Source organism: Novibacillus thermophilus, from assembly GCF_002005165.1.
Taxonomy (GTDB): Bacteria; Bacillota; Bacilli; order Thermoactinomycetales; family Novibacillaceae; genus Novibacillus; species Novibacillus thermophilus.
In genome coordinates, this window is record NZ_CP019699.1 from 738,917 (window position 1) to 752,588 (window position 13,672).

General features: G+C 51.8%; 8 protein-coding genes and 1 pseudogene. 8 read left to right on the forward strand and 1 reads right to left on the reverse strand.

Annotated features, from left to right (window positions below; genetic code table 11):
- Positions 1 to 59: 59 nt before the first annotated feature.
- The 6 genes from B0W44_RS03635 to B0W44_RS19180 all read left to right on the forward strand — a co-directional run bounded on the left by B0W44_RS03635 (position 60) and on the right by B0W44_RS19180 (position 8,546).
- The gene (locus B0W44_RS03635; RefSeq protein WP_228441489.1) at positions 60 to 3,554 is read left to right on the forward strand and encodes a DNA polymerase III subunit alpha; all 3,495 of its coding nucleotides are present in this window, start codon (positions 60 to 62) and stop codon (positions 3,552 to 3,554) included.
- A 277-nt stretch (positions 3,555 to 3,831) separates the two neighbouring features.
- A complete protein-coding gene (locus tag B0W44_RS03640) occupies positions 3,832 to 5,115 on the forward strand; it encodes an IS110 family RNA-guided transposase (RefSeq protein WP_077718817.1) in 1,284 nt (427 codons plus the stop codon).
- Between the two features lie 426 nt (positions 5,116 to 5,541).
- Positions 5,542 to 6,771, forward strand: coding sequence for an NADP-dependent malic enzyme (ystJ, locus tag B0W44_RS03645; protein ID WP_077721242.1), 1,230 nt, complete (start codon positions 5,542 to 5,544; stop codon positions 6,769 to 6,771).
- 125 nt (positions 6,772 to 6,896) lie between these two features.
- Positions 6,897 to 7,940, forward strand: coding sequence for a flagellin N-terminal helical domain-containing protein (locus B0W44_RS03650; protein ID WP_077718818.1), 1,044 nt, complete (start codon positions 6,897 to 6,899; stop codon positions 7,938 to 7,940).
- Positions 7,941 to 8,080: 140 nt separating this feature from the next.
- Positions 8,081 to 8,401: a hypothetical protein gene (locus tag B0W44_RS03655; protein WP_169835402.1), complete on the forward strand. Its 321-nt coding sequence runs from the start codon at positions 8,081 to 8,083 to the stop codon at positions 8,399 to 8,401.
- The gene (locus B0W44_RS19180) at positions 8,382 to 8,546 is read left to right on the forward strand and encodes a hypothetical protein (protein ID WP_077718820.1); all 165 of its coding nucleotides are present in this window, start codon (positions 8,382 to 8,384) and stop codon (positions 8,544 to 8,546) included. Before B0W44_RS03655 ends, B0W44_RS19180 begins: the two co-directional genes overlap by 20 nt.
- Before the next feature lie 430 nt (positions 8,547 to 8,976).
- Here B0W44_RS19180 and B0W44_RS19185 read toward each other — a convergent pair.
- Positions 8,977 to 10,361, reverse strand: a pseudogene (locus B0W44_RS19185) (ISLre2 family transposase).
- Between the two features lie 227 nt (positions 10,362 to 10,588).
- Here B0W44_RS19185 and B0W44_RS03675 point away from each other — a divergent pair.
- Positions 10,589 to 11,881: a hypothetical protein gene (locus tag B0W44_RS03675; protein WP_169835404.1), complete on the forward strand. Its 1,293-nt coding sequence runs from the start codon at positions 10,589 to 10,591 to the stop codon at positions 11,879 to 11,881.
- 680 nt (positions 11,882 to 12,561) lie between these two features.
- Complete coding sequence (gene proB / locus B0W44_RS03680; RefSeq protein ID WP_169835405.1) at positions 12,562 to 13,635, forward strand: glutamate 5-kinase; 1,074 nt, start codon at positions 12,562 to 12,564, stop codon at positions 13,633 to 13,635.
- The last annotated feature ends 37 nt before the right edge of the window (positions 13,636 to 13,672 follow it).

Genomic DNA, 13,672 nt, shown 5'->3' on the forward strand with positions numbered 1-13,672 from the left:
AAAATATGAAAGGGAAAGGAGGCAAACCGACGAGACCAAACACGTGTTCGCAAAACGTTGTGCAACCTGTTATAATAGAAGAAAACTACTCGGGATACGGATTGGAATCGAGAGTCGATGGGGGTGAGGGGTTGTCTTCCTTTGTTCATTTGCACGTCCACACGCCGTACAGTTTGTTAGACGGCGCGGCGGACATTCCCCGTCTCGTCGTCCAGGCGAAAAAACTGGGCATGGACCATCTGGCGATAACGGATCACGGTGTGCTGCACGGCGTCGTCCCGTTTTACCGACTCTGTCGCAAAGTCGGCATCCATCCCGTCATCGGGTGTGAAGTGTACGTTGCCCGGGGGAGTATGCGGGACCGGGTTCCCCCGAAAGACGACAAAATCCACCACCTCGTCCTGCTGGCGGAAAACGAAACCGGCTACCGCAACTTGCTGAAGCTGTCCACGGAAGCCCATCTGCACGGGTATTACTACAAGCCGCGGGTGGACAAAGACGTGCTCCGACGCTACAGCGAAGGGCTCATCGCCTTGAGCGGCTGCCTCGCCGGAGAAGTGAACGCTGCGCTGCTCCACCGGGAGACGGAGCGGGCTTATGAGTTGGCGGAAACGTACCGCGACATATTCGGGCCGGATCACTTTTTCCTCGAGCTGCAGGACCACGGTTTGACCGAGCAAAAACAAGTCAACCGGTTGTTAATCGAAATGAGTGAAAAGACGGGCATCCCCCTCGTCGCCACCAACGACGTCCACTACGTCACACGGGACGACGCTGAGATGCACGACTGTCTGCTCTGCATCGGCACGGGGGCGAAACTGAGCGACCGGGACCGCCTGCGCTTTGGGAGCGACCAGTTTTACTTGAAGGCAGGGGACGAGATGGAGGCCCTGTTTCGCCCCGTGCCGCAAGCGATTGAGAACACACGTCACATCGCCGAACGCTGTCAGGTGGAACTCGCATTCGGACGGCCTATACTCCCCTCGTTCCCCTTGCCAGAGGGAAAAAAGGCAGGGGACGTCCTGCGGACACTGGCTTACAAAGGGGCCGAAAAGCGGTACACTCAGGTAACGAGAGACGTGCGGAAGCGCCTGGATGACGAACTTGCGGTCATCGATCAAATGGGTTTTAACGACTACTTCCTCATCGTGTGGGACTTCGTCCGCTACGCCCACAAGCAGGGGATCGCCACCGGTCCGGGACGGGGCTCGGCGGCTGGCAGCCTCGTTTCCTACTGCCTCGGCATCACGGACATCGATCCGTTGAAGTACAATCTGCTGTTCGAGCGATTTCTGAATTCCGGCCGGCGGTCCCTGCCGGACATCGACATTGACTTCAACTACGAGCGGCGGGACGAAGTAATTCGGTACGTCGTGGAGAAGTACGGCGCCGACCGCGTCGCCCAGATTGCCACGTTCGGGACGCTGGCGCCGCGGGCAGCCGTGCGAGATGTGGGGCGCGTCATGGGTCTTTCGTACCAGAAGGTGGACCGTACCGCCAAGGGCATCCCGAATGCGCCGGGGATGACGATGGACAAGGCCTTTGAGCGCAACCCTGAACTGGCGCAGTGGGTGGAGAGGGACGACGAGATCGCTCGTTTGGTGGACCAGGCGCGCAAGTTGGAAGGCTTTCCGCGCCACGTCTCGACCCACGCGGCCGGGGTCGTCATCACCCCCGACCCGCTCACGAACTACGTCCCCCTCATGCAAGGGAACGAGGCCCAGACTGCCCTCACCCAGTATCCGATGGAAGACTTGGAGGCCATCGGCCTGTTGAAGATGGATTTTCTCGGATTACGCAACTTGACCGTCATCGAGCGGACGATCGACTTGATCCGGGAGCAGACGGGCAAAGCGGTGTCGTTCGCCGACATCGGCGACGACGACCCGGAGACGTACGCCATGCTCAGCCGCGGTGAGACGACGGGGGTGTTCCAGCTGGAGTCGGCCGGCATGCGCCGGGTATTGCGAGAACTGAAGCCGACCCGCTTCGAGGACATCATTGCCGTCCTCGCCCTGTACCGACCCGGCCCGATGGAGAACATCCCGTCGTACATCGCCGCCAAACACGGCAAGCGCCAAGTGACGTACCCCCATCCCGATTTGGAGCCGATCTTGCGCGACACGTTTGGCATTATCGTCTACCAGGAGCAGATTATTGAGATCGCGGCGAAGATGGCCGGATTTTCCCTGGAGGAAGCAGACCTGTTGCGGCGAGCGGTAGGGAAGAAGAAGCGGGACGTTTTAGACGAACAGCGCCAGCGCTTCGTCGAAGGGTGTGTGCGCCAAGGGTACGATGAGGCCCTCGGGCACGAGCTGTACGACTTGATCGTCCGCTTTGCCGACTACGGATTTAACCGGGCTCACGCCGCGGCGTACGCTGTGCTGGCGTATCAGACCGCGTACTTGAAAGCTCACTACCCCCTCCCGTTCATGGCGGCGCTCCTCACGACAGTCATGGGCAGTCAGCACAAACTGGCCGAGTACATTGAGGACTGCCGCCAGCTGGGCATCACAGTACTGCCTCCAGACGTCAACTACAGCGTCGCCGGGTTTTCCGTGGAAGGGGATGCGATCCGTTTCGGGCTGTCCGCCATCAAGAACGTCGGCGTCCACGCCATCGAGAGCATCGTCCGGAACCGGAAGCACAAAGGCTATTACCGCGACTTGTTCCACTTTTGTGCCAGCGTCGACCCGCGGGCGTGCAACAAGCGCCTCATCGAATCCCTCATTTTGTCCGGGGCCACGGCGACGCTACCTGGCCATCGGGCACAGCAGCTGGCGCTACTGGACGAGGCGGTGGAGTACGGCGTGCGCGTCCGGCGCGAACGGGACGACAACCAGCTGAGCCTGTTCAGCGCCGACTCCCAATCCCGCGGGGAGCATGTCAAGCTCCCCGACGTTCGGCCGTATCCCCGCGAGAAGGAACTGGTAATGGAGCGGGAGCTCCTCGGCCTGTATTTGACCGGCCACCCGTTGGAGCCGTACCGCGCCCACTTGCGCCAATCGCACGTCGTTCCGGTTCGTAACTTGCAGGAGAAACCGGACGGTACCGACGTGCGCGTCGCCGGCCGCCTCGTGCAGTTGAAGCCGATCACGACGAAAAAGGGAGAGCCGATGGCTTTCGCCACACTGGAAGACTTATCCCGGCAAGTGGAGATCGTCGTCTTCCCGCGGCTGTACCAGCAGGAACGTGCCCTGTGGAAAGAAGACGAACTGGTGCTGGTGGAGGGAAAAGTCAACCACCGGGACGACGACGTGACAGTCATTGCTGAAGACGTGCGCCCCTTGACGTCCGACTCAGCCGATATGCCGCCGGCCGTTTACGTGCGCATCCCAGCAGAGGAGCAGGGGCGCCGGCTGCAACAGTTGAAAGGGATCATCGCCCGCCACCGGGGGACGTCTCCGGTCTACCTGTATTACGTCTCCTCCGGGAAAGTGCGGGCGCTGCCGCCGGAGAAGTACGGCCTGAACTGGACGGAGTCGTGCCGCCAAGCCATCGAAGCTGTGTTCGGCAAAGGGTGTGTCAAAGTGAAGGAGCGGTCGACTTTATAAATCATCAGTGCCTAGAGATCAAGCGTGCTTGAAGGAAGGCGTCATTTTCCGTCACGCTTATGTATGGATTTCGGCCTAATCACTTTTTGGGCTTTCTCCATTTTCAGAAATGACGGGTTGCCCATCTTCTGGTATAATAGAAAAAATTTTGCCAACAGGATAAAGGAGCATTCCTGTAATGAAGAAAATTGAGGTTTAACAAAAAAGAGCCTCCTTGGTATAGTACGGGATGTCGATGACATCGACTCCTAAATTCAAAACCCAAGGAGGACTCGAAGTGAATTATAACCGGAATAAGAAATTGAAGCAAATCACACCGGAGACATTAGTTGTAGGGATTGACATTGCGAAAGAAAAGCACGTCGCCCGAGCAGTCGATGACCGAGGGTATGAGTTTGGTAAGCGATTGGTTTTTGAAAACAACATAACGGGCTTTGAGCGATTATTAGCTTGGGTGTCCGAGAAGCAACAGGCATATGAAAAAACACATGTGATCCTCGGTTGTGAACCGACCGGACACTATTGGTTCAATCTCGCCTATTTCGCCAAGGCGAAAGAAATCCCGTTTGTCGTCGTCAATCCGATGCATGTGAAAAAAGCGAAGGAGCTCGATGACAATTCGCCATCTAAAACAGATACAAAAGACGCCCACGTCATCGCCCAATTGATCAAAGACGGCCGATACGCCGTACCGAACCTGCAAGAGGGTGTATATGCCGAACTGCGGGAAGGCCTTAAAATTCGCGATCAGCTGTCGAAAGATTTGCAGATCATCACCGGTCGGATTGACAACTGGCTCGATCGTTATTTTCCGGAATTCCGGAGAGTGTTTAAAGATTGGGATGGCAAAGCCGCTTGGTATACCCTGAGCCATTTCCCATTGCCGGCAGAGGTCACTGCCATATCGGCAGAAGACCTGGTGAGGGAGTGGAAACAGGTCGCCCAGCGAGGCATCGGAATCAAACGGGCCCATACACTGCGGCAAGCAGCTGAGCGTTCCATCGGATTAACCGTCGGAACGCGGATGGCCAAACGTGCCCTGCAAAGTTTGCTCAAACAATACGAGCATCTTCAAGAAAGCATCGCAAGCATCGATGAAGAGATGGAGCAGCTGGTCAAAGTGATTCCAGGAACTGAAGAGATGATCGCCATGAAGGGCGTTAACGTTTTGACCGTGGCCACCTTTTTCGGCGAGGTTGGAGACATCGCCCACTATGAACATCCACGCCAGATCCAACGCCTTGCCGGGCTGAGCTTAACCGTACACCAATCGGGGAAATGCAAAGGTCAGACCCACATCACCAAGCGTGGACGCAGGCGACTGCGCAAAGCCTTATATCTCGTGGTTCGTCCGCTCGTTGTGCATAATGCGGCCTTTAAAGCCTTGCACGAATACTATACAACGCGGCAAGAACACCCGCTTAAGAAACAAGAATCGCTCATTGCCCTGAGTTGTAAACTCATCCGCGTGTTTTTTGCAATGGCCAAGAAACGATACCGGTTTGACGGCGAGAAAATGCTGCGAGACATGCCTCAGTTTTCCATACAGGAAGCAGCTTAAAAGAAAAAGTTAGGGAGTAGGCAACCTTTCGTTTGACACTCAAGGACGGTGGGAACACAATCGAAGCGCAGAGCCGAACCATATTTTCACCATCAGGGCCCAGACCCCGTAAAGGAGCAAAGTCGGCCTCCACCTCATGGATATGCCGGACGAAGGAATGTGAGGAGAAAATCCCGTGAGCCATGGGAGGGTAAGCGACCATGAGCTGAGTGGAGAAGAGATGCGCGATCATAAATAATTTTGAAAATTCCATTACAGGAGTTTTAGGGCATTACTCTTCACTCTATCGGAATATTCCGAAAAGAGGACTTTCTGGTAAAAGCCATGAAAAAGCTTCGAAATAAGTTCCTATGAAAATTTGAGAATGAACGAGCATGTTAAAGAAAATTATTTATTTCAAGAGGGAGAGTGGGCCTTTTGGCATCGATGCGTGAAGCTGCGTTACATATGCACAAAGAAAAGCAGGGGAAATTGACCGTTCACTCTAAAGTACCGGTTCGCAACGCCGACGACCTCAGCCTCGCCTACTCGCCCGGTGTCGCCGAACCGTGCAAAGAGATCCACCGGGACAAGAGCCAGGTCTACGACTACACGATGAAAGGGAATCTCGTGGCGGTCATCTCGGACGGATCGGCCGTTCTCGGTTTGGGCGATATCGGGCCGGAAGCGGCACTACCCGTCATGGAGGGGAAAGCAGTCCTCTTCAAGTCGTTTGCCGGCGTCGACGCCTTCCCCCTGTGTTTGGCCACGAACGACGTGGACGAAATTGTGGAGACAGTAAAACGGCTGGAGCCGACCTTCGGCGGCGTCAACTTGGAAGACATCGCCGCCCCCAACTGCTTTCTCATTGAAGAGCGGCTGAAGGAGGAGACGGACATCCCGGTCTTTCACGACGACCAGCACGGCACGGCCATCGTCACCCTGGCCGGGTTGATTAACGCGCTCAAAGTTGTGGGCAAAGAGATGGGGAGCATCCGGGTCGTCGCCAACGGGGCGGGAGCCGCCGGTGTGGCGATTATCAAGCTGCTGATCAGCATGGGTGTCGAGGACATCGTCATGTGCGACAGTAAAGGCGCCATTTACGACGGGCGGATGATTGGCATGAACGGGGTGAAGGAAGAACTAGCCAAAATCACGAACAAACGGCGGGTGAGCGGCAGCCTGGCCGAGGCCATCGAAGGGGCCGACGTCTTCATCGGCGTCTCCGTGGAAGGCGCGGTGACGAAAGAGATGGTGCAGTCCATGAACCGCGATCCCATCATCTTTGCCATGGCCAATCCCGTTCCGGAAATTATGCCGGAAGACGCTCACGAGGCGGGAGCTGCCGTCGTCGGGACAGGACGGTCCGACTTCCCCAATCAGGTGAACAACGTCCTCGCTTTTCCCGGCATCTTCCGCGGCGCCCTGGACGTACGCGCCACCCACATCACGGAGTCGATGAAGATCGCCGCCGCCCACGCCATCGCCGGTCTCATTACCGAAGATGAACTGTCGGCGGAATACGTCATCCCCGCCCCGTTCGACCCCCGCGTCGTCCCTCACGTAGCGGCAGAAGTAGCCCGTGCCGCCATGGAAGAAGGCGTCGCCAGCCTCCACGTCGACCCGGAAGAGATACGCAAGCGCACAGAACAGCTGGTGCAGGACCACAACGGCTGAAAAAATGGAAAAATTTGTAATAAAAAGTGTTAAAACAACATCCGCTCCCTCTGATATACATAGTAGATTCGGGGTACGCACAGGAAGCGGCTCCGAAACAAAAACACTATTGGAGGGATTTCCAAATGATCATCAACCACAACATTATGGCGTTGAACACCCACCGACAGCTGGCGTTCAACAACACGAACACCCAGAAGTCCATGGAGAAACTGTCGTCCGGACTTCGCATCAACCGTGCCGGCGACGACGCGGCAGGCCTCGCCATCTCCGAGAAAATGAGGGCGCAAATCCGCGGTCTCAACATGGCCACGAAAAACGCCCAGGACGGCATCTCCCTCATTCAAACAGCAGAAGGTGCACTGAATGAGTCCCATGCCATCCTGCAACGGATGCGTGAGTTGGCCGTTCAAGCAGCAAACGATACGAATACGGATGCGGACCGTGCCGAACTGCAAAAAGAAGTGGATCAATTGGCACAAGAATTGACCCGTATTGCCGAAACAACTGAGTTCAACACACAAAAGCTGCTGGATGGTACCTTCACTGGCACATTCCACATTGGAGCCAACGAAGGGCAAAACATTAGCTTGAGTATTTCAAATATGGACGCGAAAGCATTGAATGTAGGTAAAATTTTAACAGCTGCTACTGAAGAGGGCACCACTTTAACGGGTGCTAATATATTACAAGACGAAGAAGGAAATACAGTTGCTGTCTTTATGAATGATGGATATTATGCGGTTTCTGATTTGGCAGAACAAGTAGATGAAGATTCGGAGGTTACGAGTGTTGTTGTGAGAGAAGGGGCATCTCCAAGAGTAGCATTAGAAAGTGCTTTAGATGATGGTGAAGAGGTTGCGGTAGGAATTGATATTTCTTCGCAGCAAACCGCCGACACTGCAATTACAATAATTAACAACGCCATAGAAAAAGTATCCGCCCAACGGGCTAACCTCGGTGCTGTGCAAAACCGCCTGGAGCATACGATCAACAACCTCGGCACCTCGTCTGAAAACTTGACCGCGGCCGAATCCCGCATCCGCGACGTGGACATGGCGAAAGAAATGATGGAGTTCACGAAGAACAACATCTTGGCGCAAGCAGCAAACGCCATGCTCGCGCAAGCGAATCAACAGCCTCAGCAAGTATTACAATTGCTTCGTTAATAATCGTTTTAGACGGCTGGCAGATGAGCTGGCCGTCTTTACTTTTTGGATAAGTAACCTCATAACCTCAAAAAACAATAGATTCAATGTACAAGGTATGTTATAATGAGAATATATGTTCCCATAAAGAGGTTATGGATGTGAGCATTTATAAAAGAAATAGCTTGATTATTGGAAAATTACTGGGTGATGGAAGTTTAAGTAAAAAACGATCAGCACGCTTAATTTTCACTCATGCATTTCGTGATAAAGCCTATGCCGATCATTGTTACCGCTTGCTGTCTACGTACTTCCCCTTTGGTAAGAGGCAGCCTTATGAGAAACAGTATCTTGACTCACGGACAGGCAGGGTATACAGAAGAATACAATACCAATCGAAGGTATCACCGTTCTTGACCGAGATGTATGGTCTTTGGTATGTAAAAAAACAAAAAACGGACAGTGAAATTAATTCCTCATGATTTTGTCGGTACATACTTCAACCGCGACAGTCTTGCTTTATGGTACCAAGATGATGGCGCTCTCAAAGGCAATCGTATCATTTTATCTTGTGAGTGCTTTAGCCACATGGATAAACGGTTTCTACAACAAGATAAGCCAAATTGATTGTCAAGGAAGAATTGATATTTCCAAAAGAACAGAGATTCGAAAATTTATTTTTCTTATCCATGACTGTATTCATTCGAGTATGAGAAGAAAAGACAATACATCCGAACTGTTCAGGATTAAAAATTCAATTAAAGAAAAACTCAATAACAAGAAGAGATCTTCAGAAAGTAAAGTGAGAACAACTGTCTATTTACGAGTGAGTCAAGTTTTTACGGGAGGTTCCCTCAACCTTTAACTTTGGCAAGTAAAACGAAACAGCTTAACACATGCAACGGGTGTAACCACGTTCAACCACGACTTGACATGGAGCCTCTGCGGGCACGGTTTCGAGCGAAAGAGCGAACCAACCCTGTTTCGCCTGGCCACCCAGCCTACCATGCCCGCTTCTCCATGTAAAGTCTTACGCCGGACAACTCATGTCACGTCTTTATAGCTCAGACAAACCCGTCAAACCACGCAGGGCTAACGCAAAAGGTTTCGTCTGGTCTCTCCCTTCTAGCGCCGGTAGACGACCCGATCGCGCACCGATTGATTCCTGTGTCTTTTGTTTAAGAAAGTGAGCCATAGAGGGCATTCCCTTCGGTGTCTCTTCCTCCGATACCCGATCCGTGGCAAATGGCCGCAACACATCCACAAGAGTGCCTTCAAAGAGGTGAATCATGGCATTCACCATAGCGCCAAGACCAGATCGTGACCAACTGTACCCATTTTTCTTCAACCGTTTGGACATCAGGTTCATGTTCGATTCCGCCGAGCCCATCGGACGCATCCCGGATGTGTCAACACCCTTTTCTTTTAACCGTTCACGGTAGTCACGGAACGCTTCTTGGTTCTCCAGGATAAACTCGCGTAAACCAGCGATCTCTGCTTGTTTTTCCACGTCGGTTTCCGCCTTCTCCGCTTCCGCAATCGCCGCCAGCATGGCGGAAGGATCGTGGGCATCCGCTGCTTCGTACACACGTTGGCGTTCTTGTTTGGAACGGTTGCTCAACGCTTGCTTGATCCATGTTTTCAGGTGATAGCGGTCGTAGGTATAAAGGGCGTTCTGGAAGTAGTCCACACCTGCTCGAATCCAAGGGCGCCATCTCCGTTAATTACCACATGGGTATGATCCGTGATGGTGTACTGCTCGTCAAGTTGACGGCTTAGCGTTTCCCAAAAGGTGTTGCCGTCTCCCAGTGTATAAGCATACGACTTGTTGATCAGTTCATAGTCCTTGCTTTTCGGATGGCGCTTTTCCCACCCTTCATGCACCACACCCATTTTGACTTCTTGACTGCCTTTATCCGACTGTTGCAGGGACGCTTTCAGCCCGTCCGCTTCGATAAATAAGACATCCGCTTCTTTTGGCGAGGTGTCTCTCGAGCACGCTTCGGCTTGGATTTGCAACACTTTTTGGCGGATTTGCTCATGACTCATGGCTTGATACCCACATAACTGCTGCAAGCGATCTCTAGCATCACGGTAGGAAGGACCTCTCACCGCCCATTCGACCGCTTGTTGCGCCAAAAAGGGACTCATGGACTCATTGCCTTCGAACTGAAGATAGCGGTCTAATAAGGCGACACGCTCGTTTGTCTCTCGATCCACATACTTTCGCCTTTTGATCGTAATGGATCCGAACATCGTATCCATGGTGCTCGCTTGTCTTTCCTTGTAGGCAAAACGCTTGTGATCCCTGTTTTCCATGAGCCAAACGTCGATGTCCTCCAAAACCTTAAGCATAACGGTTTGAAAATAGTTTTGCAGCTGACGAAAAAGTTCTTCCTCAATCTCTTTTAAAGTCGGCATATTATTGGTATCCTGTAACATAAGGACTCCACCTTTCCTGGGTTTTCTTGCCAAAGTTCATTCTAGCAAAGGTGAGAGTCCTTTTGTTAGTCAATCTATATTTCTAAATATTCTAATTAATGGCCTCCCGTAAACATTTTACTCATACCAAAAACTATTCTGCCCCGGGCAGAGTCGTGCTACACTAAAAGTGTTAGTGAACATTGAGGGTGTATGTGGTGAGAGCAGCAATCGTTATGGTATTATGCGTGAGTTTATTCTGCACCGGTTGTTCGTTTTTCCACGCGGGACAAAATGACGTGTGGCAAACGACGGAAGCTGATTTTGAACAGATAGACGTGCGGCACTTCGCACAAAACCGGTTAACATTTGAAGGGATACGGAATGGGGAGTCGTCTGTTTATACATACGATATGCATGAAAAAACGTTAACCCGCAATCAAGGATCTGTTGGCTGGGCAAATAGTAACGATTCCTTTCATTACTTAGGAGCTTACGGGAAAGTCACTTTACAAAAAAGTGAAGCTGCAAGCAGCCTCATCTTGAAAGATCAAGACGGGAATGAAAAAGAGCTCGTGCAAGTGTCGGCAGAACAGTCACTCGGGCTGTCCGTTTCGCCGAATCGTAAAAGTTTGTTGTATTGGGCGGGAAACGGAAGCGAAAGTGACGTTTATTTGTATGATTTAGAGCGGGATGAACACGCATTTGTAAATAATTTTTCCGGACTGTTGCAGGAGGAAGACGTGTCCTGGTCGGGAAACAGCAAGTACGTCATGCTTGAAGAGCGTCAAATCTACCGTGTTGCAGACGGGGCAGAAGTGATGGAGATTGAAGATGCTGCCCAAACGAGTTGGTCACCTGTAAGTGATGAATTGCTCGTGTTGGAAAGAGATGCTGACGGAATGAAGCTTCCGGGAAGTGTGGAAAAAAACTACGCACATCGCATCGTGAAATACGATGTGTTCAATAAAGAGAAGGAGCAATTATTCCCTAGGAGCGAAGGTCCGCTGCCACTTATTTTAGATGAAATCGTGTGGGGGGAACAAGGACGGTTCTTTGCATTTGTTACCGGTAGTGTGAACGGGGAGCAAGTTTACTACAGACAGGTGCATGTGATGGATCCGCAGGGCGGGTTTCACCATGTCGAGAACGAACAAAACGCTCGACCTTTTGCTATCGAGGACATTACGTTCAGCCCGAACGGTGATTTTCTATCCTATACGGCGAACGGTTTGCTCAAGGTGCTGTATATTCCGACACAAAAGAGTAAAGTTTTTGACGTTTACACACAGAATCAGGCCGCCGACAATCGTTATCTCGTCTATAACAGGGACGAAGCTTGGGTAATGGCGGGCCATGAAGTGAGACGCTTGATGAGCGGTTTGGAAGAAAAGTCGGTATACCGTTCGGACGAGGAGCTGTTACGATTTTTTGTTGCAAATGACGGAGAGAGCTTGCTCGTCATCGAACGGAAAAGTGACCAATATGCGTTGAAACTGGTTTCTTTGCTCGAGCAGGAGACGGAAGCGGAAGCCAATTAAACACAAGCCGAAACGTTAAAGTTGAGAGTGATTTAGTATTTGTAGTGAGGAGAACGAGTGATGCCATCGCAACATAACAATTACGCAGTACCGGACGATACACAGAGAGCAGCAATTCAACAAAAGTTGGTCCACTGGTTCAACGCCAACTGGTAGCAGAACTGGAGCAGCGGTTTTATCAGAAAGGAGCTAAAAGACTCTTGATCATGGTTGACGAAGGTACAGAGAAACTCATGGATTTCTACCGCCATCTCGGATTTACCCAAATGTGCTCAAGTACCATGTCGAGAGAAGTGTACAGCCAACTTAATACCGATATCTCTTCCCTTTCTGTTCAAAGTTCTTGACATAGTTCAGTCGCTCATGCATAATGATGGAAACAATCATCAGATGACGATAGCAATGAAGGGGCCAGTAGGAGGTTTGACCTGTCAGAGAGCCAACTTCACCGGCTGAGAGAGTTGGCCAGAAGTGAACCTTTGAACCCACCCCGGATGCAAGCAGTGATTGAAACTGACTCAGGCACCGACCTGTTATCAACGGTCACCGTACTAATTTGTCGGTGAATGAGTGAACAGCTTAAGCTGTTTAATAAGGTGGTACCGCGGAAGCAACCCTTTCGTCCTTTAAGGATCGAAAGGGTTTTTGTTGTGATCGCGAAAAAAGAGGTGTTGATATACGTGAGTAACCAAACCATTATCATTAAAATCGGCAGCTCTTCGCTCACAAAACAATCAGGGGAAGTGTCTGTCGACAAACTGCGGCAAGTGGTAAAACACGTCAGTTTTCTCAAGCGAATGGGACATAAACCCGTCATTGTGTCGTCAGGTGCTATCGCCTGCGGTTTCCGCCTACTTAAGCTTAGCGGTCGCCCGCAGTCTATTCGCGAAAAACAGGCGGCCGCTGCCGTCGGGCAAGGCATTCTCATTCAACATTACCGCGAACTGTTTCAAGAAAGCGGATTGGAAATGGCACAAGTCCTGCTCAACCGCAGCGATTTTTCACATCGCAAGCGTTATATGAACGCTTTAAATACACTTGAATTGTTGTTGGAACGTGATTTTATTCCTGTCATCAATGAGAATGATTCGATCGCTGTAGAAGAAATACGCTGGGGTGACAACGATTTTCTTGCGGCTCAGGTCGCAGGGCTTTTACAGGCGGAATGGCTGGTGCTCGTGACATCAGCGGATGGGGTGTATACCCGCGATCCCGCACTTCACCCTGAAGCAGAAGCCATCCCTTATTTCAGCGCTGTTTCAGAAGAGTTGCTTTCACGAATGGACTTGACACACAGTAAGTTCGGAACAGGGGGAATGCGATCGAAGCTCGAAGCGGCCAGTCACGCCACCGGGTTCGGGACGAACGTCTATGTCGGAAAGGCGAAACCCGATGAAGCTTGGTTGCAAACTGTGTTGGACGGTGAAGGAACCGGAACTTACATTGGTACGAAAGAACTTCCGCCAAGCCGCAAACGCCAGTGGATCGGCTATCATTCCCAAATTAGCGGATATGTGACCATCGATGAAGGAGCAGAGCGAGCGTTAGAACGTGAGCATCGCAGCTTATTGCCGTGTGGTGTCCTCTCAGTTGACGGTGAATTTGTAGCGGGGGATGTCGTCGAGGTTGTCAATACGAACGGTACTGTGTTGGGCAGGGGAGTTGTCAATTACTCCTCGCACCTGCTGGATCAGGCCAAAGGGTTGCAAACACAAGACATCCAGGCCAAATGGGTGGGTTGTCTGCAGAGGTGATCCATCGGGATAACTGGGTTCCCGCTGTACATTTCTG